Below are 24,608 nucleotides of genomic sequence, written 5' to 3'. Positions count from 1 at the left end.
AGCTCAGTCTTCCAGGTGGGCCAGCGCGGTGCTGGTCACGCGGACGGCGTCGTCGATCCAGGCCGGGATACGTTCGCCGATGATCGGCCGGACGATGCCGTACGGCGAATCACGGCATGCCAGCGCCACCACCTCCATCCCGTGCCGGGTGACCCGGCCGTAGCGTCGCTCGGTCAGCCGCCGGAGATGATCCACGACCGGGTCGTTCAGGTGGCGAAGCTCCTCTTGCAGTTGGGGCGGGCCCGTGGCGACCAGATCGGCGTACCGGAAGACCGTCATCATGCGGGCATCACGCGGGTGGCGACGGCAGAACTCGGGGATCCACAGCGCCGTTCGCACGATCGCCTCGATCGGGTCGTCGGTCTCGGCCGCGCGCGTCAGCCCCGCCTGGAAGGTCTTGATCGAGCGGATCCATGCCGATCCGAAGAGCACGTCGCGTGAGGCGAAGCGGTGGTAGATCGATCCCGAGGGGGCGCCCAGCAGCGCGGTGACGTGACCGACGGTGGCCGACCGCCAGTGCTCGAAGGCCGCGTCCCTGGCCGCATCGAGGATCTGATCATGGGTGAACGACGGACTCCTGGGCATCGATCACGAGCTTAGCCGCTACTCTTGTTCTAGAGACCGTTCTCTAATTGCGGGGATGATCATGCATTCCACGAAGCGAAGCCGGGTTTTACGGACGACAGTAGTGATCATCGCGGTCGTGTCCTGTCTTCCGTATCTGATCTTCAAAGTGGCCTGGTTGTCCGGATCGACGATCGGCATCACCAGCGCCGAAGGCGCGGCGACGATGAACGATCCACGCCATCTGGTCGGCAACTACCTCACGGTCGCGATGGACCTGCTCGCGATCGGGCTCGCGGTGGTGCTCCCGCGGCCGATCAGCCACCGGTTGCCGGCCTGGCTGGTGCTGGTGCCCGCCTGGGGAGCCACCGGACTGCTGGCCCCGATCGTGCTCGGCCTCCCGGTCGGGCTGCTGGTCCAGCTGGTCACCGGCACGGACGTCCCGGTAGGCAGCGGAGACGGTCTGGCCGGCTGGGTGTTCGTCATCATCTACGGCGGCTTCGGGGTGCTCGGCTGCTGCCTCGCCGTCCTGGTGCTGCTGCACGCCATGGACCGCTGGCGGCACATCTTCACCTCCGGCCCGCGACCGCCTCGGCCGGCGGTCTCCGCGATCTGCGCGGTCCCGCTGCTCGGATACGGCCTGGCCCTGCTGATCTGGGCCATCACGGGCCCCGAGGCCGGTGGACCGGCCGGGTTCGAGAGCCCGACCCAGCGGACGGTGCTGGCCATCACCGGCCTGCTGGTCGTGATCGGGTACGCCACCCCGCTGGCGCGCGGTTTCGTGGCCCGGCACCCGCGCTGGGCGGTCGGGGCGACCTGGGCCGGTTGCAGCGTGGCCACCCTGTCAGGGCCGACCTTCGTCGCCCTCAGCCACGACGGCATCGTCCGCATCCCGCTGCTGATCGCGGCCGTGGTGTCGGCGGTGGCGGGCCTGCTGTACTCGATCGCCCTGCTGCGAGTCACCAGATCCAGGCCGCTTCAGACCAGGTTCCGCCAGTCGGCCCCCAGGTCTTGAGGCGCTCGCCGTCGGCTTTGCTCGATCACCGGGTGAAACGCTGCCGAAGATCACCCACGGGTCCCGCCATGCCGGGCAGGTCAGGCGGAGAGCTTGGTGCGGTACGAGCGGCGCCGGATCTGACCGGCGCGAACGGCCCGCCGCAGCAGGAGGACCGTGGGCACCAGGCAGACCAGCAGTGCGAGCAGGCTGGCCTCGGGCCCGAACGTGCCTCCGGTCAGCGCGGACGGGCCGGACAGCGTGACGTTCAGCAGGCCGTGGGGCGCCACGTCCGATCCGGAGAGCATGACGCCGAAGATCCCGGCGTGCGTGAAGTTCCAGGCGAAGTGCAGGCCGATCGGCAGCCACAGCGAGCGGGTGGCGACGTAGGCGGCGGTCGTCATGACGCCGCCCGTCAAGGCGATCGAGAGCGTGCCCCACAGTGTGGCGTTGACGTTCACCAGGTGCGTCGCACCGAACAGCAGCGTGGACACGACCAGGGCGATCACGGTACCCGTACGTTCCTCCATGATGCGGAACAGAACCCCGCGGAACAGGAGTTCTTCGACGACCGCGACGCTCGCCATCATGCCGGCGGTGCCGAGGAAACCGCCGAACGAACCCCAGGACACGTCCTCCCAGCCACCGAACATCGCGATCAGCAACATCAACGCGGTGAACAGGCCGGATCCGAGCAGCGCTCCACGCCGCAGATGGGATCGCCTGTCCGCCTTCTCAAGTTCGGGGACGCTCGGGCGGAGCTCGACGGTTCGGCAAAGCCAGCGGTAGCACGCCACAGCGGCGATGGCCAGGCCGATCCCCACCGGCAGGGCGATGATCGGGACGGGCGAGACGAGCTGGTTGACCCCGGCGATCGCGGCCATCACACCGAACAGGGCGATCAGCAGGACGGGGAACCGGAACGCCCGCAACCGGCGCCGGGCCGTGGAGGTTTCGGCCTGCGGGGGCATGCTCTCCAAGCGATCCGTGCGCGCCATGATCGCGATCCTCTCGACTGGGTTTCCGCAGCGCTTCCCTGCGTCGCCATGGAGATTACGGAGCGGAACGGGCCGTGCCATCCCACTGGGACGGACATCAGCGGTAGCTCTCACGGGGGACAGGAACCGTGCCGGATCACCCTCACCAGCCGCGCTTGTGCTGCCTTCTCCGCCCTACGGGCCCCAGCCTGCCCGACCGCACACGGTTGTTCACAGCCTGTGGACAACGAAGAGAGCGCCGCTCCTGCGTCCTGGTGCCGCACCAAGTGATCGTCATCCCCGGCACCCCGCTTCCGCAGGAGCAGGTCCTCATGGGCAGCAACACACACCGCCGGCCCCTGCTCCTGGTGACGGCGGGCCTCCAGCATCTGGAAGAACGACGCGCGGTTCACCAGCGCGTCGTCCCGCAGCCCGCGCAGCAACGCCACCCAGCGGTGCGTCAGCACCAGGCCAGCCTCCTCGGCCGTCGCGATGACCTGACCGGAAAGCTCGATAGCCGCCCGTTGACCAGGATCGGGCCGTGACCCGGCAACGAGGTCGGGTCCGAGGATCAGGAGCAGCGGATCAACTGCACACGTGCCTGCCGGCTAGGGGTTGAGTGCGGCGCGCAGCCGATCCGCGTAGGCGCGGCGGCGGTCGGCGGGGAGCCAGTCGGGCTGCGGGGGTGTGCCGTAGAGGTCGTCGCCGGGGTAGCGGGGGAAGAGGTGCTGGTGGAAGTGCCAGACATCCTGGTTGCCGGCGGGCTCGTTGTGCTGGCGGGTGGAGACGCCCGCGCAGTCGTAGGCGGTGCGCATGGCGCGGGCGAGCATTCGGGTGGCGTCGAAGATCGCGTGGCCGTCGGCGGCGGGGAGGTCGTAGAGGTTCTCGTGATGGGCGACAGGGATGATCAGCAGATGTCCCGCGTTCCGTGGCCACCAGCGAGGGCAGATCATCGCGAAGACGCGTTCGTCGCGGTAGACCACGTCGGGTTCCCGGTCCGTGGTGAGGTGGCAGAACGGGCAGTGGTAGCCGGCGGGTTCGTGGTTGTGCACGGGGCGCCTCCCTGGCTGGTCGTCGGCGACCGTGGAGTCTGATTTCGGCGAGGCTCGCTGCGGTTTGCGCCTTCAAGGGGTGTGGAGCGTCGCGGGTGACCGGCCATGAACCGCAGCTGACGACCCGTGGCACCTCCGCACATCTTGGTCGGACGTCGGTCGGAGCACTCAGGAGCCGGTCGACGGCCACTCGACGAGGTCATCGAGGATCGGTGGCTGGTAGCCGGGGCCTTTGAGTACCTTGCCGTCGGCTCGGCGGAGGGCTCGGCCGTCCGCGTCAAGCTTGCTCATGTTGGACCGATGCACCTCGACGAAGACGGCCGGCAGGTCGATTCCCAGCGCATCTGCGGCGCCGTACGTGACGTAGAGGACGTCGGCCAGTTCCTTGGCTACCGCCTTGTACGCGGTGCGCGGGTCGTCGCCGGTTCGCAGGGCCTCCGCGAGGTCGGTGAGGGCCTCGGCTGCTTCGCGAGCCTCTTCCACCAGCAACGTCCGGCGGTGTTCCGCCCATTCGGGGCGTTCGGACTTGGCCTCACCGTCGAACACCTCGCGGAACTCAGCGACTCGCCGCATCGGCTCATGGTCCATGCCCTGACCCTAAGCGCTTCGCGCGACGTCCGATCAACGTCACCGCGAAGTAGCGCGGGGGCGGAAGGTCGTCTCCGGCCTTGGGCAAAATCTCAAGCACAGGCCGGAACCGGAGCAGAATCTCCGCGTCTATGGCCAGTTTGGCCTGCGCCTCACCTGTGAGCCGGCCCGAAACGCAGCGATCGCCCGAGCTGAGCTCGGGCGATCATGTACGAAGTGTGTCCGAGGGGGGACTTGAACCCCCATGCCCATCACTGGGCACTAGCACCTCAAGCTAGCGCGTCTGCCTATTCCGCCACCCGGACTTGGTGCCTGCACGTGGGACCGTCATCCCGCGTCGGCTCAGTAAGGTTAGCAAACTCTGCGGGGTGCGTCATACCAAGAATCCACGCCGTCTCGGAAGCGGCTGAAGATGGGGGCGCAGGGGGCTCGGGATGGGGCGCTCATGGGGCGGAGCAGAGGGTCCGTGGGCGGTTGGGTGCGCTTTGGTGGCAGAGCTGTTGGTGAATTTCTGGGACTCAGGTGAAAAGCCCTTGCGGCAACGTTGGGTGCTGCTACGGTTACGGACCGTTGAGGGGTGAGTCCATGGACCGGCCTCACGACGTGAGGCCGGTTCTGGAGTGGAGGTCACGTGACGCGCACGGCGGTTCATCAGACGGGGGCCATCGCCCTCGCTGGATGCCGCCTGCGCGTGACGACCCCGGCCCAGGACGTGGACACCGATCGGGCGAGCCGGATGGCGCGGTTCGCGGCCGGTGCCCGTCACGTGTTCCTGCGAGCGGTCACGGCCGGCGCCCTGGTGGTCGCCGGCTGGCTGCTCACCGTCCTGTTCGGCATGCTCGGCGCCGCTCCGGCGGCCGCGGACGCCTCCGCGGCGACGGCCACGGCCACCGCCGGGGGAGAGCGGACCTCAGGCCTCTCCGTGACCGACGCCCTCACGGCGTCGGACAACGCCGAGGCCATGGCCGGTCGCACGGTCGACGGCCTCAACAGCCAGCAGGATCCTGGCCTTCCAGCACGGTCCACCGCCGGAAAGATCCTGGACACCGATGGTCTGGTGCCCAACGGTGGTGGCAGTGGCCCGTTCGGGCCCGTCTCCGGGGACGTCGCGCGGTCGGAGTACGACCCGCGGCTTCAGGCCGGGCGCGCTCCACTGACGCGCCTGCTTCCCCCCGTCGTTCGCACAGCGGCGGACGACCCTTCTTTCTCACCTGACTGATTCTCATCACCGGACACCGCCCGGCGTGCTCACATCACGAACAACGCGTTCACGGCACCGCGAAACGGTCCTGCGAACGCGTGAAAGCCGGCGGTCTCTTTCCCGAAATGCAAAGCGGCGGAGCGTGGCCTGAATTTCCCTCCGCCCGCGGGTGAACACGTCAGTTCAACTTGTTCGCGAACCCGAGGTCTCCGCTGTGCGTGAAACCTCGCACGGCCTCGGGCTGCCCGCGAACCGTTCAGGTATCCCCCCAAGAACCACTAGGAGCATCCATCATGCGTACGTGGGCGAAGGCTTCCACCCCGGCGGCTCTGCTCGCCGTGGCCGTCATGTCGTTCGGCGGCAGTAGCACGGCGCTGGCCGACACCTCCGGTGACGGGTCCATCGGCGGCGGCAACCAGGTCAACCTGCCGATCTCGCTGCCGATCGACATCAGCGGCAACTCCATCGCCGCGGTCGGCTCGTCCGAGGCGTCCTCGCAGGGCGGCGCGGAGGTCGTCAACCCGGGCGGTTCCGGCTCGGGCGGCAACCGTACGTCGGGCGACGGCAGCGTCCTCGGCGGCAACCAGATCAACGCGCCGATCAGCATCCCGGTCAACGCCTGCGGCAACGCCGTCTCGCTGATCGGCAAGTCCGACGCCGGCTGCAAGGGCGGCGCGAGCGTGCGCCACCAGGGCAAGGGCGGCGGCTCGGGCGGCAACCGTACGTCGGGCGACGGCAGCGTCCTCGGCGGCAACCAGATCATCGCGCCGATCACCGCCCCGCTGAACGCCTGCGGCAACTCCGTGGCGATCTTCGGCGACGCGACCGCGGGCTGCAAGGGCGGCGCCACGGTCAAGCAGTCCGGCGACGGCGGTGGCGCGGGCGGCAACCGTACGTCGGGTAGGGGCAGCGTCCTCGGCGGCAACCAGGTGGTCGCGCCGATCACCGCGCCCGTCAACGTCTGCGGCAACGCGGTGGCCCTGGTCGGCCGTGCGTTCGCGGGCTGCACCGGCGGCTCGAAGGTCGGCGACGGCGGCCACAAGCACCACTACCACGCCCGCCACAAGGCCCCGCGCTCGGCGGGCAACGACACCGACGGACGCTTCGGCGCCGGCAGCGGCAACCAGGTCATCGCCCCGATCAGCCTGCCGATCGACGCCTGTGGCAACTCCGTGGGCAACGCCATCGCCGGCTGCTCGGGCGGCGCCACCGTCCACCAGAGCGGCTCCGGCGGCGCGGGCGGCAACCGCACGTCGGGCGCCGGTGGGGTGCTGAGCGGCAACCAGGTGGTCGCCCCGATCACCGCGCCCGTCAACGTCTGCGGCAACGCCGTGGCCCTGATCGGCCGCGCGTTCGCCGGCTGCAAGGGCGGCGCCACGGTCAAGCAGTCCGGCAGCGGTGGCGCGGGCGGCAACCGCACGTCGGGCGCCGGTGGGGTGCTGAGCGGCAACCAGCTGATCGCGCCGATCACCGCGCCGATCAACGTCTGCGGCAACGCCGCGGCCGTCCTGGGCGACGCCGCCGCCGGCTGCCTCGGCGGGGCGAACGTCGGCAAGGCCGGTTACGGCGGCCACGGCGCCCCGTCCCCCCGCTTCGTCCGTTCGAACGCCAAGGTGGCCGACGCCAAGGGCGGGCTCGTGCCCGTCGCCGGCCTGCCGGGGATGCAGGGTGACGACCTGCCGGTCGGCGTCGCCCAGCTGCCCGTCGTCGGCGACGTCTCCCAGACGCTCGGCCTGCCCGCGCTTCCGGGCCTGCCCGGGATGCCCAGCCAGCCGGTGATGCCGCAGCAGCCGCAGCTGCCGAAGAAGGCGGCCCCCGCCAAGCCGAAGAAGCACGCCCACGCGGCCCCGGTCGAGTCCAAGGGCGCGGCCGCCGTCTCGGCGCTCGAGCCCGCCACCCGTCTGCTGGCCTCCACCCCGGCCGGCGGCGTGGTGACCTCCACCACCCGCACCCTGCCGGTCGGCGACCTGGGGCTGATGAGCGCCGAGCAGCCCGCCGGCGTGACCGGGATGAACTCCGGCTCCCTGCTCGCGCTCGTGGCCGGTGCGATGCTGGCCGCCTCCGCGACGCTGTTCGCGTCGGCCCGCCGGTTCCGGTTCGGCCGCAAGTAAGGATCAGGAACGACGAAACACCGTATGACTCCCGCTCACAGCCTGTGAGCGGGCAGCTGTGAACGCTTTGCCCGTTCCGGGGGCGCGGCCCGGGGCGGGCAAAGCCATGTGGGCGCTCAAAGCGTGCGGCGCACCCGCATGATCTTGCGTCGCAGCCGCACGTGACGGCTCCCGTCGGGGTGGACGCGTACGCGCGCGAGCTCCCACTGACCGTACTCTGCGTGTTCGGTCAGCAGTTGACGTGCTGCTTCGCGAGTGAGGTCGCGCGGAATGAAGATATCCATGTAGGAGTAGTCGAGCACAACGATTAGTCTCCAGGGTGAGTCAGGGCGCCATGCCGCTCGATGGGCCTTATTCTGCGTGCTTGTGGGTGGACCCGGAAGCTAGTGGGTAGCCCGGGGGAAGGAAAAATCCGCGAGTCGGGTTACCTTTCAGTCTGTGCCGACTCCCGGCAGGGGGATTTGCAAGCGAACAGCGAGGTAGGAAGCAGCGTGCCAGCCAACAACGGCAGCGCCGGCGGAACACGCCTGGTGATCGTCGAGTCGCCCGCCAAGGCGAAGACGATCGCGGGGTACCTCGGGCGCGGCTACATCGTCGAATCGAGCATCGGTCACATCCGCGACCTACCGGAGAAGGCCGACGACATCCCGGAGAAGTTCAAGGAGTTCCCGTGGGCTCGCCTGGGTGTCAACGTCGAGCACGAGTTCGAGCCGCTGTACGTCGTCAACCACGACAAGAAGTCCCAGGTCGCCAAGCTGCGGCAGCTGCTGAAGGACGCCGACGAGCTCTACCTGGCCACTGACGAGGACCGCGAGGGCGAGGCCATCGCCTGGCACCTGCGCGAGGTGCTCAAGCCGAAGGTCCCGGTCCACCGCATGGTGTTCCACGAGATCACCCCGCAGGCGATCAGGGACGCCGTGTCCAACCCGCGCGACCTCAACCTCCGCCTCGTCGACGCCCAGGAGACCCGGCGCATCCTCGACCGCCTCTACGGCTACGAGGTCAGCCCCGTGCTGTGGAAGAAGGTCAAGCGCGGGCTGTCGGCCGGCCGGGTGCAGTCGGTGGCGACGCGGCTGGTGGTGGAGCGTGAGCGTGAGCGCATGGCGTTCACCTCCGCCCATTACTGGGACCTGCAGGCGCTGTTCGACACGGGCAAGGCCGAGGAGCGGCCGCGCGACTTCACCGCCACGCTGACCGGCGTCGACGGCAGGCGGGTGGCGCAGGGCCGCGACTTCGCCAGCACCGGGCAGCTCAAGAACGCCGACGTGCTCCACCTGTCGGAGGCCGCCGCAGGGGAGCTGGCCGGCCGGTTGCGGGGCGTGTCGTTCGCGGTCAGGTCCGTCGAGCGCAAGCCGTACACCCGCAAGCCGTACGCGCCGTTCCGGACGACCACGTTGCAGCAGGAGGCCAGCAGGAAGCTGGGGTTCTCCGCGAAGTACACGATGCAGGTCGCCCAGCGCCTCTACGAGAACGGCTTCATCACCTACATGCGTACCGACAGCATCACGCTGTCGGAGACGGCGGTGGCGGCCGCGCGCTCGCAGGCCATCAAGCTGTACGGCGCCGCGTACGTGCCCGACAAGCCGCGCGTCTACTCCAGCAAGGTCAAGAGCGCGCAGGAGGCGCACGAGGCGATCCGGCCGTCGGGCGAGGAGTTCCGCACTCCGGGCGAGACCGGCCTGTCGGGCGACATGTTCCGCCTGTACGAGCTGATCTGGCAGCGTACGGTGTCGTCCCAGATGAAGGACGCGGTCGGCGAGTCGGTCACGGTGAAGGTCGGCGGGCGGTCGACGGGCGGCGAAGACGTCGAGTTCAGCGCGTCCGGGCGGACGATCACGTTCTACGGCTTCCTGAAGGCGTACGTCGAGGGGGCCGACGACCCGTCGAGCGACCGTGACGACGCCGAGAAGCGGCTGCCCAACCTGGCCGAGGGCGACGCGCTCAGCGTGACCCGGCTCGACGTGGCCGGCCACTCCACCAAGCCGCCCGCGCGCTACACCGAGGCGTCGCTGGTCAAGGAGCTGGAAGACCGCGAGATCGGGCGGCCTTCGACGTACGCCTCGATCATCGGCACGATCCTCGACCGCGGCTACGTGTTCAAGAAGGGCACGGCGCTGGTGCCGTCGTTCCTGGCGTTCGCCGTGGTCAACCTGCTGGAGCAGCATTTCGGCGAGCTGGTCGACTACGCCTTCACCGCCGAGATGGAGAAGGTGCTCGACGACATCGCCAACGACCGGGCGGAGCGGCTGCCGGAGCTGCAGCGGTTCTACTACGGCTCCGACGGTGACGAGGGTCTCAAGGAGATGGTCACCGACCTCGGCGACATCGACGCCAAGGAGATCAGCTCCTTCCCGATCAAGGGCACCGACATCGTGCTGCGGGTCGGGCGTTACGGCCCGTACCTCGACAGGGACGGCGCCCGGATCAACGTGCCCGAGGACATGACGCCCGACGAGCTGACGGCGGAGAAGGCCGAGGAGCTGTTCTCGCGGCCGACGGGCGACCGCGAGCTGGGGCACGACCCGGTGACCGGTCACATGATCGTGGCCAAGGACGGCCGGTACGGCCCTTATGTGACGGAGATCCTTCCGGAGCCGCCGGCCGACGAGACGCCGAAGAAGCGGACGAAGAAGGCCGACGCGCCCAAGCCGCGCACGAGCTCGCTGTTCAAGTCGATGTCGCTCGACACCATCACGCTGGAGGACGCGCTCAAGCTGCTGTCGATCCCGAGGGTCGTGGGGGAGCTGGAGGGCGAGGAGGTCATGGCGTACAACGGGCGATTCGGGCCGTACGTGAAGAAGGGCACCGACTCCCGTTCGCTGGCCTCCGAGGACGAGCTGCTGACGGTCACCATCGAGCAGGCGAAGGAGCTGTTCGCGCAGCCGAAGCAGCGCGGCCGGCGCGCGGCCGCCGCGGCGCCGCTGCGTGAGCTGGGCGACGACCCGGCCTCGAAGAAGCCCGTGGTGGTCAAGGAAGGCCGTTTCGGCCCGTACGTCACCGACGGTGAGACCAACGCGTCGCTGCGCAAGGGCGACACGGTGGAGGACATCACCATCGAACGGGCGGCCGAGCTGCTGGCCGAGCGCCGCGAGCGCGCTCCCGCGCCGAAGAAGACGACGGGGCGCAAGGCTCCGGCGAAAAAGACGACGGCGAAGAAGCCGGCCACGAAATCGTAAGTAGCATCAAGATGTGTTCGTCCTGATCTTCCTGGGCGGTGGTCTGCTCGCGCACGCCTACCTGTGGTGGCGGCTGGTGCGGCAGACCACCGGGCCGGGGCGCCTGCGCAGGGCGCTGACCCTCTGCCTCGTGGTGCTGTTCGCCATGCTCGTGGCGACCTTCGTGGGCGCCCGGACAGGGCTGGAGGGCTGGCTGGTCTGGGCGGGCTACATCTGGGTGGCGGTGATGTTCTACCTCGCGGTGATCCTCATCACGCTGGAGATCCCGCGGGCGGTGGCGGCGGCGTTCCTCCGCGCCCGCTCGCGCCGCTCGCCGCCCGTCGCGGTGCCCGCTCTCGCGGGTCCGGGGCCGGAGCGGCCCGAGGCCCTCACGGGGACAACGCCGGAGCAGGCCGAGCCCATCACAGGACCCGCGCCGGAGCAGCTCGCGGAACGTGACCTTCCCGCGGTTCCTGACCGACGGCTCTTCCTCGCCCGCACCGTCGCCTTCGTGGCGGGGGCAGGGGCGCTGGGCACGGTCGGGTACGGCCTTTCGAGCGCGCTGGGCGACCCGGTGATCGAACGGGTCCAGGTCACACTGCCGAGGCTCGACCCGCGGCTGAGCGGCCTGCGGTTCGCCGTGGTGAGCGACGTCCACCTGGGGCCGCTGACGGGCATCGGGCACACCGAGCGCATCGTCCGCATGATCAACGGCCTGGAGGCCGACGTGGTGGCGATCGTGGGCGACCTGGTCGACGGCTCGGTGGCGCGGCTGGGGCCGCTGGCCAGGCCGCTGCGGCACCTGGAGTCGCGTTACGGGGCCTTCTTCGTGACCGGCAACCACGAGTACTTCGCGCCCGAGGGCCCCGGCGAGTGGATCGAGGAGCTGGGCGAGCTCGGCGTACGCTCGCTGCGAAACGAGCGCGTGGAGATCAGGCACCAGGGCGCCGTGCTCGATCTGGCCGGGGTCAACGACGTCGGCGGGGCCTCCGTGGGCGATCCGCCCGACTTCGCCAAGGCGCTCGGCGGGCGCGACCCTCGCCGCTCGTCGGTGCTGCTGGCCCACCAGCCGATCCAGGTCTCCGAGGCCGCCCGCCACGGCGTCGACCTGCAGTTGTCCGGCCACACCCACGGCGGTCAGCTGGCGCCGTTCAACCTGGTCGTGGGGTTGCAGCAGCCGGTGGTGTCGGGGCTCGCGCGGTTCGGCGGCACCCAGGTGTACGTCACCAGGGGCGCCGGATTCTGGGGCCCGCCCGTACGCGTGGGCGCGCCGCCCGAGATCACCATGCTGGAATTGGAAAGCTGACTTTTGGTAATGGAGTAGTCACGCATCGCCATTCTGGCGTAGTATCCGTGCGGATACTCTCAGGAGGTGGCATGGTCTCCTCGCCCATGGAAGAGGCGCTGCGGCAGGACATCGCGCCGTGGGCCAGAAGCGGCGGGCTGCTGCTCAGGCAGGCCAGGAGGGCGGCGAGCCTCAACCAGAAGGCCCTGGCCAGCGTGAGCGGCACGTCCCGCACGACGCTGTCGGCGTACGAGCACGGCAGGAAGTCCCCGACGCTCGAGACGGCGGGGCGCATCCTCGACGCGGCCGGGTTCCGGCTGACGCTGGAGGCCAAGGTCGAGTGCGCGACGCTGGCGACCCGCGACGGGCGCGCGTTCCACGTGCCGAGCCGGCTGGGGCGGCTGCCGGTCGCGGCGGCGCTCGGTGTCGCGCGGATCGGCGGCCGGTCCTACGACCTGGCCGACCGCGGCGAGCGGCGGGCCGCCTACACCGCGCTGCTGTGCGAGGGCGGGCCGGAGGAATTGCTCGCTCACGTCGACGGTGTGCTGCTCGTCGAGTTGTGGGACGAGCTCGCGCTGCCGGAGGAGATTCGCGGCGCATGGCGGCCATTGGTGGAAGAGGCGCGGGAAGAGGCCGGAGTTATGAATTGATGATGTTTTTGTGTGCCTATTCCAGGTGTGTGACCTGCGCCCGTGCCCGTTCCCGTAATACCCTCAGCCCCGAGCAACCGGGAATATCCGGCTCCTCGCTAGTCTGCCCGCCTCTGCTCCCCACCTGGATACGCTGAAATCATGACTGCCCCTGGCCGTAGCCGCCCGACTCACGTGCTGGCCAATGCGCCGTTCCGACGGCTGTGGACGGCCATGTCGGTGTGCAGTCTGGGCGACTGGCTCAACCTGCTGGCCCTGACCGCGCTGGCCGGCAATCTCACCGAGGGCGACTACCGCGTGCAGTCGCTGGCCGTCGGCGGCGTGTTCGTCGCCAAGATGTTGCCCGCCGTGCTGCTCGGGCCGCTCGCCGGGGTGTTCGCCGACCGGTTCGACCGGCGGCTGACGATGGTCACGGCCGACGTGGCCAGGTTCGCCGTGGTGTTGTCGATCCCGTTCGTCAACAGCTACCAGTGGGTCATCATCGCGACGATCCTGGTCGAGTGCGTCAACCTGTTCTGGGTCCCGGCCAAGGACGCGACGGTGCCCAACCTGGTGCCGAAGAGCCAGCTCGAGTCGGCCAACCAGCTCAACCTCCTGGTCACGTACGGCACCGCGCCGGTCGCGGCCCTGCTGTTCGCCGCGCTGTCGGTGGCGGGCGACCTGGTCACGGGGCTGGTGCCGTTCTTCGACGGCCGCGACGCGACCAGCGTGGCGCTCGTCGTCAACGCCTGCGCCTACCTGGTCTCCGCCGTGCTGATCTTCACGCTGCGCGACATCCCGCGGCGTGACGGCGCGATCTCCACGCCCTCGGTGCTCAAGCAGGTGTTCGAGGGCTGGCGGTTCGTGGGCGGCAACCGGCTGGTGCGCGGGCTGATCATCGGCATGCTGGGCGCGTTCGCCGCGGGCGGCGCGGTGGTGGGCGTGGCCAAGATCTACGTGGCGGCGCTCGGCGGTGGCGACGCGGCGTACGGCGTGGTGTTCGCGGCGGTCTTCGTCGGCATGGCGCTCGGCATGTTCTTCGGGCTGCGCCTGCTGAGCGGGCTGTCGCGGCGGCGGCTGTTCGGCCTGGCCATCACCGTCGCCGGGCTGGTGCTCGTCGCGATCGCGCTGGTGCACAACCTGGTGATCGTGGTCATGCTGACCGTGGCGCTGGGGGCGTGCGCGGGCATCGCCTGGATCATCGGCTACACGCTGATCGGGCTGGAGGTCGAAGACGCGCTGCGGGGCCGTACGTTCGCGTTCCTGCAGTCCACGGCTCGGGTGACGCTGCTGCTGGTGGTCGCCGTGGCCAACCCGCTGGCGGCCCTGTTCGGCGTGCACGAGATGGGCCTCGGCCAGCTGACCTACCGCTTCGACGGCACCAACCTGGTGCTGGTCGTCGGCGGGGCGCTGGCGGTGGGCGTCGGCGTGCTCGCGCTGCGGCACATGGACGACCGCAAGGACGTCTCCCTGGCCGCCGACCTGATCGCGGCGGTGCGCGGCGAGCGCTTCCCGGCCGAGGCGCCCGAGCACGTGCCCGGGCTGTTCGTGGCCTTCGAGGGCGGCGAGGGGTCGGGTAAGACCACCCAGTCGCGCCTCATCGCGATCTGGCTGCGCGACCAGGGCTACGACGTCGTCCAGACGCGCGAGCCGGGCTCCACCAAGATCGGTATGCGGCTGCGGGCGATCCTGCTCGACGCGGCCGAGCGCGGGTTGTCGGCGCGCGCCGAGGCCCTGCTGTACGCCGCCGACCGCGCCGAGCACGTCGAGAAGGTGATCCGGCCGGCCCTCTACCGCGGCTCGCTCGTGGTCACCGACCGCTACGTCGACTCCTCGCTGGCCTACCAGGGCGCCGGGCGGGCCCTCGACCCCGAAGACGTGTCCAAGATCAACGCTTGGGCGACCGGCGGCCTGGTGCCGCACCTCACCGTGCTCATCGACACGCCGCCCGAGGTGGGGCTGACCCGGCTCGGCGGTGCCGCCGACCGGATCGAGTCCGAGCCGCTGGAGTTCCACGAGCGGGTGCGCAAGGAGTTCCGGGCGCTGGCGGCGAAGGCTCCCGAGCGCTACCTCGTGGTCGACGGCACCCAGCCGCAGGACGCCATCACCCGCCAGATCCAGGACCGCGTCCGCGAGATCCTGCCCGACCCCGTCCCCCACGAGTCTGAAGACGCCACGGGCACGATGCCCGCCATCCGCGACTAGCCTTCGAACAGCAGTCTGGCCACCGCGTTGAGGGTCATGGCGATGCCGATGCCGCCGACGGTCCAGCCGAGCAGCCGCGCGATGTTCCTGGTCAGCCAGTCGTTGATGCGTTGCAGCAGTGGCTCCACCGCGCGGTGGGCGGTCAGGCGGGCGACGGTCAGCACGATCGCCGGGAGCGTCATCACCAGGCAGTATCCGGCGAGCGCGACCCCGGCGACCGGCCAGCTCAGGTCGCCGCCGGCGATCAGGCCCACGGCGGCGAGGTAGGGCAGCATCGTGGCCACCTCCAGCAACGCCGCCACCACCGCCAGGCTCATCAGCGCGCCCGCGCTGCCGCTGCCCGACATCGCCCTGGCCCGCCACCGCTGCACCTTGCCCGGCTTGCCCTCCTGCCGCCGGGCGCCGGCCTCCAACCAGTAGCTCAACGCGACGATCGCGAGGCCCAGGACGAGTTGTCCTCCTTTGAGGTGGAGCGACGGGATGCCGGCGAGGGCTTCGCGTACCGCGACCAAGGCAGCGTCGGCGCCCAGCGTGAGCAGCACGCCCACGCCGAAGTAGAACACCGCCACCGTCGTCAGGTAGACGGCGATGCGGCCCGGGCGCAGGCGGCCTGGGGTCAGCAGCAGCCAGACGGGGATCAGGAGTGTGCCGAAGCTGGTGCTGTCGATCAGCCCGAGCCCGGCCAGCATCAGCGCGAGCGCCGGCGTCATGTGGCCGCTCCCCGGTCGAAGAGACGGGAGATGTACGCGGTGAGGGCGCCGTGGATGCCTGCCGCGTCGTAGCGGTCGCCCGTCACGGCGTGGTGCAGGCTCAGACCGTCCGCGAACGCGACCAGTGCCGCCGCCTCCCTCGCCGGGTCGACCGTGGTGTCCAGCTCGCCGGCGCGCTGGGCGGCCGCCAGGACTTCTGCGGCGCCGCCGATCAGGTCGGCGGTGGCGGTCTGGTGGATGGCGGCCATCTTCGGGTTGGTCAGCGAGGCCTGGACGAAGTTGAGCCAGACTCTGAGCTCGCGTTCCCGTTCCTGGTCGAGAGGCAGGAGCGTCTCCATCAGGCGCGTCAAGAAGTCGCGTATGGGGGTGGTCGGCTGGACCTGGCGTACGCGCTCGATGGCGCGCTGGTAGACGTGCTCGATGCCGAAGATCAGCAGCTCGTCCTTGGAGCGGAAGTATCGCTGCACCAGACCCACGGACACGTCCGCCGCGGTCGCGACGTCGGCCAGGGTGGTGCGGATGATCCCGCGGTCGGCGAGGGTCCTGATCAGGGCTTCGGCGATCTGCAGGCGCCGGGTGTCGGCGTCGGCGTGCTTGGTCATGGAAAAATATTATCGTAATATTTTTTTCCCACGGAGACAGCAGCACGGCGTTCAGGAGGTCTTCGGGCGGGTCGGCCGGGATCGCTGCAGGCTGCCGGTCGGGGCGGTACTCGGCCGCGTTCCCGTGCCGCCCTGGTCGGGACGTGGCGGGCGTCGGTGGCGGCTAGCCTTGGCTCGTGACGGTTTTCGATGACCTCGTCGGGCAGGACCACGCGGCGGCCGTGCTGTCGCGGGCCGCGGCGGCGGCCGGCGAGGTCGTCGCGGGCGGGCGGGGCGCCGGAATGACGCACGCCTGGCTGTTCACCGGCCCGCCGGGCTCCGGTCGCGAAGAGGCCGCGCGCGCCTTCGCCGCGGCGCTGATGTGCCCCGATGGCGGCTGCGGCCACTGCGACCAGTGCCACCAGATGCTCATCGGCTCACACCCCGACCTGGAGACCGTACGTCCTGAGGGCCTGTCCTACAGCGTCAGGCAGACCCGCGAGCTGATCCTGCGGGCGGCAGGGGCGCCCACGCAGGGGCGGTGGCGCGTCATCCTCTTCGAGGATGCCGACCGGGCCACGGAGGCCGCCGCCAACGCCCTGCTCAAGGCCATCGAGGAGCCGCCGCCGCGTACGGTCTGGCTGCTGTGCTCGCCCTCGCCCGACGATCTGATGATCACCATCAAGTCGCGGTGCCGGCTCGTCACGCTGACCACTCCCGCCACCGAGGCGGTCGCCCACGTCCTGGCCACCCGCGGCAACGTGCCGCCGGACATCGCCACTTTCGCCGCACGGGCCGCCCAGGGCCACATCAGCCGCGCGCGGGCGCTGGCGCTCGACGAGGACGTCAGGCGGCGCAGGGAGGCCGTGCTGGCCATCCCGCGCTCGCTGACCGGCGTCGGCGAGTGCGTCTCGGCCGCCGAGCGGCTGGTGAAGACGGCCGAGGACGAAGCAGCCGCCGCCACGGCCGCGCTCAACGAGAACGAGACATCCGAGCTGCGCAAACTGTACGGAGAGGGCTCCACAGGCAAGGGGCTCAACCGGGGCCTCGTCCGCGGCGGCGCGGGGGCGCTGAAGGAACTGGAAGACCGGCAGAAGTCGCGGGCCACCCGGCTCAAGCGCGACTCGCTCGACGCGGCGCTGCTGGAGCTGGTGTCGTTCTACCGCGACGTGCTGGCGATGCAGTTCGGGGCGGAGGTCGAGCTGGCCAACGACGACCTCCGCTTCGACCTCGACCAGCTGGCCAGGTCCTCCACCCCCGAGGAGACGCTGCGCCGGATCGACGCGATCATGCAGTGCCGCGAACGGCTGGCGGCCAACGTCAACCCGCAGATCGCCGTCGAGGCGATGATGCTGGCTCTGCGTCCCTGAGCTTCCCGAAGCAGCAGATCCGGCCGACAGGCGTCTCTGGTACGTGGAAGTCGAACTACTCACCCAACGCGAAGCCCTGGCGCGGGAGCGCGTCGACATAGCGTCGATCTTCGCCGAGCATCACGTCGGCCTCGTGCGACTGGCGCTCCTGATGGTCGGCGACCAGGCGAGCGCCGAAGACGTCGTTCAGGAGGCGTTCGCGCGCACGCACGCCGGCCGGGCCAGGATGCGCGACGCCGACAAGGCCCTGGCCTACGTGCGCTCCGCCGTGCTCAACGGGTGCCGGTCGGTGTTGCGCAGGCGGGCGACGGTGTTCCGGCGGGCGGTGCCGTACGAACCGCCTGTCTGGTCGGCGGAGAGCGCCGTGCTGCTGGGCGAGGAGCGGCGCGAGGTGCTGCGCGCGCTGCAGGAGCTGCCGGGCCGGCAGCGGGAGGCCCTGACGCTGCGCTACTACTTCGACCTGTCCGACCAGGAGATCGCCGACACCATGGGGGTCGGCGCCAGCACGGTCAGATCCACGATCGCACGAGGGCTGGCCGCCCTCGCCCGAGCACTTGGGGAGGACTCATGAGCAGCCCGGTGGAAGACCGCCTCCGTGAGGCTCTGGCCGACGCGGGGGCGAGCCTCGACGTGAGCACGCTGCGCCCGCTGCGGGCGCCGGAGCGGCGCCGCTTCCAGATGGATCTCCGGCTCGTGGCCGCCGCGGCGGTGGTCGTCGTGCTCGGGGGAGCGGCCGTGGGGCTGGGCGGTCCCGGTGACGAAGACCGCGCGGTGGCCGCGAACCCGCCGTCGCCCGCGCGGGAGGCGTCCGTCTTCCTCTGCGGGGCGTCGGCACCCAAGGAGCCGCCGTGTCAGGGCCGCAACATCACGCCACTGCAGACGAAGGCGGTCGAGGCGGAGCTGGAGCGGCTTCCGCAGATCGAGACGGTGCGCTACGTCCCTCGGTCCGTCGCCCACGCCGCCTTCCGCAAGAGCTTCGCGCACAACCAGGCGCTGCTGGACGCGGTGAAGGTCACCGACCTGCCCGAGTCGTTCCGGGTGACGGTCAAGAAGGGGGGCGCGCAGCAGGTCCGCGAATCGCTCACGCGAATGCCGGGGGTCCTGAGCATCGTCGAGCAGGCGGCTCCGAGCTCGGCGGCCGACGATGTCAGCGTCTTCCTGTGTCAGCGGGGGGTGATCCTGCGCGAGTGCGGCGCGAAGTACACGACCGACGATGGCGGCTCCACCCGGGTCACCGAGGCCGGCAAGGCCGCGACGGAGGCGCAGAAGGCGTCCGTCAGGCAACTGATCGACTCGATGCCGGAGGTCGAGACCTATGTCTTCGAGGATCAGGCCACGGCGTACGAGAACTTCCGTCGTCAATACCAGGACAAGAAGGAGCTCCTGGCGAAGATGAGAGAGGCCGACATGCCGGAGTCGTTCCGGCTCAAGCTGCGCGACGACGCGGCGTGGGCCGACGTGCTGCGTGAGCTGCGGCGACAGCCCGGCGTGGCCCGGGTCGTCAACCAGCGCTGCCTGGCCGATCGGTCGGTGTTGTCGCAGCAGTTCGGGCTCAGCCTGCCGGAGAGCAAGGTGTGTCCCGTGGGCAAATGATCTGTCTGCCGGCGCCCATGGCCACGTAATGTGGCAAAGAAGGCCGTCAGTAACCCCCACAGGCCGGTCAGGAGGCGAGCTCTAGCCCATGGGAATGATCATGGCCGTGAGCTTCACCCGCTACGGGAGGCTCTACTACCTCGATCCGGGCGAGCACACCCCCAAGGTGGGCGACAAGGTGCTCGTCCCCACGGACTCCGGTCCGGAGGTGGCGGAGTGCGTGTGGTCGCCGCAGTGGACCAGCGAGGACATCGACGGGCTGCCGGTGTGCGCCGGGCTCGCGGGCGAGGAGCACCTCGCCCGCGACGAGGCCAACAAACGCCGCCGGGCGGAGGCGCGGAGTGTGTCCAAGCGGCTGATCAAGCGGCATGAGCTGCCGATGAAGGTCGTCGGCATCGACTTCCTCGACCAGGACAACGTCTACACGGTGTACTTCTCGGCTCCGCACCGCGTCGACTTCCGCGCTCTCGTCCGCGACCTGGCCCGCAACCTCCGGGCCCGCGTCGAGCTGCGCCAGATCGGGCCGCGCGACGAGGCGCGGCTCCAGGGCGGCATCGGGCCCTGCGGGCGCGACCTGTGCTGCGCCACGTTCCTGAAGGACTTCGAGCCGGTGTCCGTACGCATGGCCAAGGACCAGGACCTCCCCGTCAACCCGCTGCGGATCGCCGGGGCGTGCGGGCGGCTGATGTGCTGCCTGAAGTACGAGCATCCGCTGTACGTCGAGACCCGCAACAGAATGCCCCGGGCGGGAAGCCGCGTGAGCACCCCGCAGGGGGACGGAACGGTGCTGGGCCACAACGTGCCGTCCGACACGGTGACGGTCCGCCTCGACGACGGCGGACGCCGGTGCGCCTGCCCCTCGGCGTCGGTGTGCTCGCCGCGCATCCAGCACGACAAGATGTACGGCTCCGACTAGGCTCCGCCGTCCCTGCCCGAAGGCCGGGGGTCTGCTCCCCTCCGAAGACGTACGAGCCTGGGCGCGGCTGACTCCGCGCCGGCGAACCTGCTGGCCACACCATCCGGCGCAGCGCCGGATGGTGTGGCGGCCGGATATCCGGTGGCAGAGGTGGCATCCGATGGTGGAGGATCTGTCCTGCCATCGGTGGATCGATGGGAGCGAGAACCCCTCTGGCTCCTGTAGACTCTTTCCCGCTGCACATGCACGCCGCCTTAGCTCAGTCGGCCAGAGCACTTCACTCGTAATGAAGGGGTCTGGGGTTCGAATCCCCAAGGCGGCTCCAGGTCAAAGGCCCTTCGCGATGATCGCGAGGGGCCTTGTGCGTGGCCGTACAGCAACCGCCTGCCGTGTACTCGACTACACCGGCGGCACTCTGGTGATGCCCATGACTGTCCTGGTTGAGCAGTACTGGCACGAGATCAGCACGGGCCTCGCCCAACATGACATTCCGGTACGGCACTTCGTCCTCCACGCTGACCAGGACACCCTTCGCGGGCGCATCGAGGGGGACACTCTTCTCGGCCCCCTCCCCTCCCCCTTCCGTCTCAAATACCTTGAGCCGTACGCCGAGGCGGCCCGCACGTGGCTACGAGGCCGAGGTGGTCGACACCACGCACCTCACGCCCGCCCAGGCCGCCCTGCAGATCGCAGAGGCCGTCAAAAGCTGAGGTCCGCCCGCCAAGCAAACAGGGCAAGGGCGTCTTCGTCCGGGATCTCAAGGAGGCTCCGGTTGCCGGCGTGCCTGGCGGGTGAGGTGGCCGGGTCGCGTTCCGTCGTACAGCACCTGTCGGCGCGGCCGGCCAAGGTCGAAGAGCAGTTGGCTGCGTCCACGACACGCCGCTCCACGCGTAGGAGGCGGTGACCTTCCGCGCCGGCGACGCGGGCGCCCGTCCGGGCGTTGACGCGGACTCAGCGCCGGATGCCGAGAGGGCAAGGCACGGACTGCGCTGCGGGTGCCGGGTCGCAGGACGCCTGGCTCAGATCAGGCCCAGGGCCAGCATCGCATCGGCCACCCGGCGGAAACCGTCGATGTTGGCGCCGGCCACGTAGTTGCCCGGCATGCCGTACTCCTCAGCTGTCTGCAGGCAACGAGCGTGGATGTCCTGCATGATCTCTTGGAGCCGGCGTTCGGAGAACTCGAACGTCCACGAATCACGGCTGGCGTTCTGCTGCATCTCCAGCGCGCTGGTCGCCACACCGCCCGCGTTGGCCGCCTTGCCCGGCCCGAACGCGACGTCCGCCTCCAGGAACGCCTTGATGCCTTCAGGCGTGGTCGGCATGTTGGCCCCCTCGCCCACCGCGATACAACCGTTGTCGACTAGGAAGGCGGCGTCGCGGCCGGTGATCTCGTTCTGGGTGGCGGACGGCATCGCCACCTCGCAGGGCACCTCCCATACGCTACGGCCCGGCACGAAAATGGCGTGCTCGCCGCGACGTGCCGCGTACACGTCCAGCCGGCCCCGCTCGATCTGCTTGACCTGCTTGAGCAGGTCCAGGTCGATGCCCTTCTCGTCGACCACGTGGCCGGAGGAGTCGGAGCAGGCCACAACCACGCCGCCGAGCTGCTCGACCTTCTCGATGGCGTAGATGGCCACGTTGCCGGAGCCGGACACCACGACCCGCTTGCCGTCGAACGACGTGCCCCGCGCCTTCAGCATCTCCTCGACGAAGAACGCGCACCCGTACCCGGTGGCTTCCGTGCGGACCTGGGCGCCGCCGTACACCAGCCCCTTGCCGGTGATCACGCCGGACTCGTAGCGGTTCGTAATGCGCTTGTACTGGCCGAACAGGTAGCCGATCTCCCGCCCGCCGACGCCGATGTCGCCGGCCGGCACGTCGGTGTACTCGCCGATGTGCCGATAGAGCTCGGTCATGAAGCTCTGGCAGAAGCTCATCACCTCACGGTCGGAGCGGCCCTTCGGGTCGAAGTCCGATCCGCCCTTGCCGCCGCCGATGGGCAGGCCCGTCAGACCGTTCTTGAAGATCTGCTCGAAGCCCAGGAACTTCACGATGCCCAGGTAGACCGACGGGTGGAAGCGCAACCCGCCCTTGTACGGCCCCAGCGCGCTGTTGAACTCCACCCGGAACCCGCGGTTGATCTGCACCTCGCCCCGGTCGTCGATCCACGGCACCCGGAAGATGATCTGCCGCTCTGGTTCGCAGATGCGTTCTATGATCTTGGAATCGGCGTACTCAGGGTGCTTGCCGAGAACCGGGCCGATGCTCTCGAGCACCTCGCGCACGGCCTGATGGAACTCGATCTCCCCTGGGTTGCGGCTCAGGACGTTGTCGTAGATCAACGACAGTTTCTCGTGCAACACGTGCGCTCCAAATTCACCGACGTAGGCCTTCTCACTTTATGCGGCGGAGCATTGTGAACTGGATGTGACCTCCCGTTTCGCCATGGCGGCCCCGTGCCGGCCAGGGCCAGGATCGCCTCGGTGTGGCACAGCCGTGCTGGTCTCGCCAGACGGGGAAGAAATCACCTCAGTGGAGCTCGAGCGCTCCTCATCCGCGGCTGACGACTCACCCACCGTCAAATCCATTCCGGCGATCACCGTCAAAGCCCGTGACCCCCATTTCGGAAGGCTCCTCATTCCCCGCGAGGCAGTGGCCGCCTCCTGTTCCGTGGAGAAGCCCGCCACGACGAGTGCGCCTGGTTGTGGCATCCGGGTAGTAGGTCGCTCTCCCATGCGACGTCACGGCCGGGATGATGATCATCAGTGCTGTCGCGACGGAGATCGCGGCCATCGTCGTCGCCACTCCCGTGGCAGTCCTGTCGGGTGTACCACCTACATGGCGAGCGGCCGGCCGAAACACTCGCGGCTGACGTACGGCGTTGCGCCCGAGCATTCCCAGCAGCCATGGGACGAAGGGGCCCAGCCCGAAAATCAGCAGCGATCCGCTGTAGATGCCTGCCAGGACGCTCAACGCCAGCCCGAAGTCGTCATAAGTGGGTGTCTTCGCGCGTGGACCACGCGATGAGTGCCAGCACCGCCATGCCGACACCTACCGCGACCGCTCCCGGATCAAGGGAAGCGCACTCATCTGATTCTGTCGGCCGCGAGGGGCTGATCTCGCCGCGAGGACTATTGCGCCACTGGCGAATGCTGTGGGCATGCCAAGAATCAGCCCGATGAGAATCATGATCGTGAATCATACGGAGCAACGGCATGCAGTAGTGGGCGATGTTACGGACGGCGTGACAAGACTTGTGGGCGGTCCCCGCCCGTCTCGTATCGACTCCTTGGGAGCCGGTGGTTCGGTCAGGCGATTGCGTTCGTCGGCGCAACTGATCACTTTTGCAGGTTCAGACGGGTCACCGTCAACGCCTGATCGGCCGACTCGAACGCCTGCCACCTCCGTCGTCGACCCGTTCTCTCGCAGAGGGATCACCGGATGCACCGGTCATGCCCGCGAACATCAGTAAGCCTTCCGGGCCCTGCTCCAGGAGGCCCGCGCGACGCCGATGTCCTTGGTTCGACCTTGCGCCCACGAGGCAGGCACCTGGAACGAGGCCGTCCGGCTGACGTCACCGTTCCAGCGCTCCAGAAGTCTCCGGATCACCGCACCCTGGACCGCGAGCGATCCGCCCGTAACCTCGGCAGCGGCTGCCAGGTTTCGCGCTTGATCCGGTTTCATCCCGACGCGACCCATCACGTCGCGACTGGAAACGGGGACGGCAGTACGCATCTATTCATGTAGCAGCGATATATGTCCGAATACGTCCGACCTTGGACACGGACGACGAGGGAAACCCGGGGCGGCGTCGAACCAATGGTCGTCTGGGGGCATCCAATAAGATCACAGCGCCAGAAGGGACTCATGTGATCATCTGGTCGAACGGCACCTTCGGGGCAGGCAACCATGTCACCGTGGATGGGCCCTTCGCTGGGCGACCGAGGCTGCGCAGGACGCAGGGGGCCCTCGCAGCCGTGAGCGTGTTCCAGGCATGGTGATCCGCAAACGCGCCCCACGCTCCACGCGGCGAATCGACGTGACCCGCCTTCCCGACGACGTCGTGGCGCTCATCGACGCCCTCCAGCCTGGTGAGAACTTGGTCCTCACGCGTGACGGCGCGTCGATCGCGACGATCTCCAGCACCGTTGACGTGGTCCAAGGCGCCATCGTCGATCGCGATGCGCCGGATGAGGCCGGCGATCAAGCGCCGATCGACTACGAGAGCGTGACAGTCGTGGCCACCGCGATGGAGCTGTCGACCGCGGCTCGGGTTGCGCTGTCCACCCAGCTCGGGGCGGACTACGTGGTGCTCGATATGCATGCGGCTCCAGCAACGACCGATGTGCTGCTGGTGCCTCCGGGCAGCCCGCAGCTGATCACAGCGCTCCGATCGATGTTCCCGAAAGCTCGCGTCATCGTCACCGAGATCGAGGACCACGAACTCGGAGTCCAGTACCACGGCCCGGTCCGGCGGCTGCTCGACGCCGGCGCTGACGCGTATCTACCTCCGGCGACCCTCCCACTCCTGGCCAGGCAGCTGGACTACACACTGCACCAAGGGCGCGAGCTCGCCGGCGGGGCGGCGACACCACTGCAGATCACACCGACCGTGGAGCCGGCAGATCCGGACGACGAATGACTCCGCGACTCTTCGCTGGACCGTCGAGTTCGGTG

21 protein-coding genes and 2 tRNA genes are annotated in these 24,608 nt (G+C 69.4%); 14 read left to right on the top strand and 9 right to left on the bottom strand.

All coding sequences use genetic code 11. The annotated features are described in order from the left end of the window. Window positions 1–3: 3 nt before the first annotated feature. Window positions 4–585: a TetR/AcrR family transcriptional regulator gene (locus tag E1286_RS19010; RefSeq protein WP_132614305.1), complete on the bottom strand. Its 582-nt coding sequence runs from the start codon at window positions 583–585 to the stop codon at window positions 4–6. 118 nt (window positions 586–703) lie between these two features. On the opposite strand from E1286_RS19010, the gene E1286_RS19005 reads away from it, so the two are divergent. Next, window positions 704–1,579: a hypothetical protein gene (locus E1286_RS19005; protein ID WP_132614303.1), complete on the top strand. Its 876-nt coding sequence runs from the start codon at window positions 704–706 to the stop codon at window positions 1,577–1,579. A gap of 80 nt (window positions 1,580–1,659) precedes the next feature. Here the strand turns inward: E1286_RS19005 and E1286_RS19000 are convergent, their stop codons facing one another. Next, window positions 1,660–2,556 (bottom strand): CPBP family intramembrane glutamic endopeptidase, encoded by an 897-nt coding sequence (locus E1286_RS19000; protein ID WP_223190107.1) that lies wholly within the window; start codon window positions 2,554–2,556, stop codon window positions 1,660–1,662. Window positions 2,557–2,822: 266 nt separating this feature from the next. On the opposite strand from E1286_RS19000, the gene E1286_RS18995 reads away from it, so the two are divergent. After that, on the top strand, window positions 2,823–3,080 hold the full coding sequence (locus E1286_RS18995) for a hypothetical protein (protein WP_132614301.1): 258 nt from the start codon (window positions 2,823–2,825) through the stop codon (window positions 3,078–3,080). Window positions 3,081–3,143: 63 nt separating this feature from the next. Here the strand turns inward: E1286_RS18995 and E1286_RS18990 are convergent, their stop codons facing one another. The 3 genes from E1286_RS18990 to E1286_RS18980 form a co-directional block, all read right to left on the bottom strand. Continuing rightward, window positions 3,144–3,587 carry an HIT family protein gene (locus E1286_RS18990; protein ID WP_132614299.1) on the bottom strand — a complete coding sequence of 148 codons (444 nt, stop codon included), beginning with the start codon at window positions 3,585–3,587 and terminating at the stop codon, window positions 3,144–3,146. A 168-nt stretch (window positions 3,588–3,755) separates the two neighbouring features. After that, window positions 3,756–4,175 (bottom strand): pyrophosphohydrolase domain-containing protein, encoded by a 420-nt coding sequence (locus tag E1286_RS18985; protein WP_132614297.1) that lies wholly within the window; start codon window positions 4,173–4,175, stop codon window positions 3,756–3,758. Between the two features lie 219 nt (window positions 4,176–4,394). Next, window positions 4,395–4,480, bottom strand: a tRNA-Leu gene (locus E1286_RS18980). 326 nt (window positions 4,481–4,806) lie between these two features. Between E1286_RS18980 and E1286_RS18975 the strand changes: the two genes are divergently transcribed. Together E1286_RS18975 and E1286_RS50280 are read left to right on the top strand one after the other, a co-directional pair. Further along, window positions 4,807–5,394 carry a hypothetical protein gene (locus E1286_RS18975; protein WP_246074978.1) on the top strand — a complete coding sequence of 196 codons (588 nt, stop codon included), beginning with the start codon at window positions 4,807–4,809 and terminating at the stop codon, window positions 5,392–5,394. 275 nt (window positions 5,395–5,669) lie between these two features. After that, window positions 5,670–7,487, top strand: a complete 1,818-nt coding sequence (locus E1286_RS50280) for a chaplin (RefSeq protein ID WP_132614295.1) — start codon at window positions 5,670–5,672, stop codon at window positions 7,485–7,487. A gap of 116 nt (window positions 7,488–7,603) precedes the next feature. On the opposite strand, the gene E1286_RS18965 is transcribed toward E1286_RS50280, so the two are convergent. After that, window positions 7,604–7,789, bottom strand: a complete 186-nt coding sequence (locus E1286_RS18965) for a DUF5703 family protein (RefSeq protein ID WP_103957247.1) — start codon at window positions 7,787–7,789, stop codon at window positions 7,604–7,606. Between the two features lie 189 nt (window positions 7,790–7,978). Here E1286_RS18965 and topA point away from each other — a divergent pair, with 189 nt between their 5' ends. The 4 genes from topA to tmk all read left to right on the top strand — a co-directional run bounded on the left by topA (window position 7,979) and on the right by tmk (window position 14,761). Further along, window positions 7,979–10,663, top strand: a complete 2,685-nt coding sequence (gene topA / locus E1286_RS18960; RefSeq protein WP_132614293.1) for a type I DNA topoisomerase — start codon at window positions 7,979–7,981, stop codon at window positions 10,661–10,663. A 13-nt stretch (window positions 10,664–10,676) separates the two neighbouring features. Then, the gene (locus E1286_RS18955) at window positions 10,677–11,948 is read left to right on the top strand and encodes a metallophosphoesterase (RefSeq protein ID WP_132614291.1); all 1,272 of its coding nucleotides are present in this window, start codon (window positions 10,677–10,679) and stop codon (window positions 11,946–11,948) included. Between the two features lie 71 nt (window positions 11,949–12,019). After that, window positions 12,020–12,577 (top strand): helix-turn-helix transcriptional regulator, encoded by a 558-nt coding sequence (locus tag E1286_RS18950; protein ID WP_223190105.1) that lies wholly within the window; start codon window positions 12,020–12,022, stop codon window positions 12,575–12,577. 141 nt (window positions 12,578–12,718) lie between these two features. After that, a complete protein-coding gene (gene tmk, locus E1286_RS18945) occupies window positions 12,719–14,761 on the top strand; it encodes a dTMP kinase (protein ID WP_132614289.1) in 2,043 nt (680 codons plus the stop codon). Here tmk and E1286_RS18940 read toward each other — a convergent pair. Both E1286_RS18940 and E1286_RS18935 read right to left on the bottom strand, forming a co-directional pair. Next, complete coding sequence (locus tag E1286_RS18940) at window positions 14,758–15,471, bottom strand: GAP family protein (protein WP_132614287.1); 714 nt, start codon at window positions 15,469–15,471, stop codon at window positions 14,758–14,760. The two genes, tmk and E1286_RS18940, sit on opposite strands and share 4 nt — an antisense overlap. Further along, window positions 15,468–16,073, bottom strand: a complete 606-nt coding sequence (locus tag E1286_RS18935; RefSeq protein WP_132614285.1) for a TetR/AcrR family transcriptional regulator — start codon at window positions 16,071–16,073, stop codon at window positions 15,468–15,470. The genes E1286_RS18940 and E1286_RS18935 overlap by 4 nt, the downstream gene beginning before the upstream one ends. Window positions 16,074–16,249: 176 nt before the next feature. Here E1286_RS18935 and E1286_RS18930 point away from each other — a divergent pair, with 176 nt between their 5' ends. The 5 genes from E1286_RS18930 (at window position 16,250) to E1286_RS18910 (ending at window position 20,256) form a co-directional block, all read left to right on the top strand. After that, entirely contained in the window at window positions 16,250–17,422 is a 1,173-nt protein-coding gene (locus E1286_RS18930) for a DNA polymerase III subunit delta' (RefSeq protein WP_132614283.1), read from the top strand. Between the two features lie 43 nt (window positions 17,423–17,465). Further along, window positions 17,466–17,993, top strand: a complete 528-nt coding sequence (locus E1286_RS18925) for a SigE family RNA polymerase sigma factor (protein ID WP_246074977.1) — start codon at window positions 17,466–17,468, stop codon at window positions 17,991–17,993. After that, window positions 17,990–19,015 (top strand): permease-like cell division protein FtsX, encoded by a 1,026-nt coding sequence (locus tag E1286_RS18920; RefSeq protein WP_132614281.1) that lies wholly within the window; start codon window positions 17,990–17,992, stop codon window positions 19,013–19,015. Before E1286_RS18925 ends, E1286_RS18920 begins: the two co-directional genes overlap by 4 nt. An 88-nt stretch (window positions 19,016–19,103) precedes the next feature. After that, window positions 19,104–19,931, top strand: coding sequence for a PSP1 domain-containing protein (locus E1286_RS18915; protein WP_425464761.1), 828 nt, complete (start codon window positions 19,104–19,106; stop codon window positions 19,929–19,931). 248 nt (window positions 19,932–20,179) lie between these two features. Continuing rightward, window positions 20,180–20,256, top strand: a tRNA-Thr gene (locus E1286_RS18910). Window positions 20,257–20,950: 694 nt separating this feature from the next. Here the strand turns inward: E1286_RS18910 and gdhA are convergent. Then, window positions 20,951–22,294, bottom strand: coding sequence for an NADP-specific glutamate dehydrogenase (gdhA, locus tag E1286_RS18900; RefSeq protein ID WP_132614279.1), 1,344 nt, complete (start codon window positions 22,292–22,294; stop codon window positions 20,951–20,953). A gap of 1,631 nt (window positions 22,295–23,925) precedes the next feature. On the opposite strand from gdhA, the gene E1286_RS18895 reads away from it, so the two are divergent. Further along, entirely contained in the window at window positions 23,926–24,573 is a 648-nt protein-coding gene (locus tag E1286_RS18895) for a hypothetical protein (protein ID WP_165969796.1), read from the top strand. Window positions 24,574–24,608: the final 35 nt, after the last annotated feature.

Source organism: Nonomuraea terrae (genome assembly GCF_004348995.1).
Taxonomy (GTDB): domain Bacteria; phylum Actinomycetota; class Actinomycetes; order Streptosporangiales; family Streptosporangiaceae; genus Nonomuraea; species Nonomuraea terrae.
This window is presented reverse-complemented; position numbering and strand designations above follow the sequence as displayed.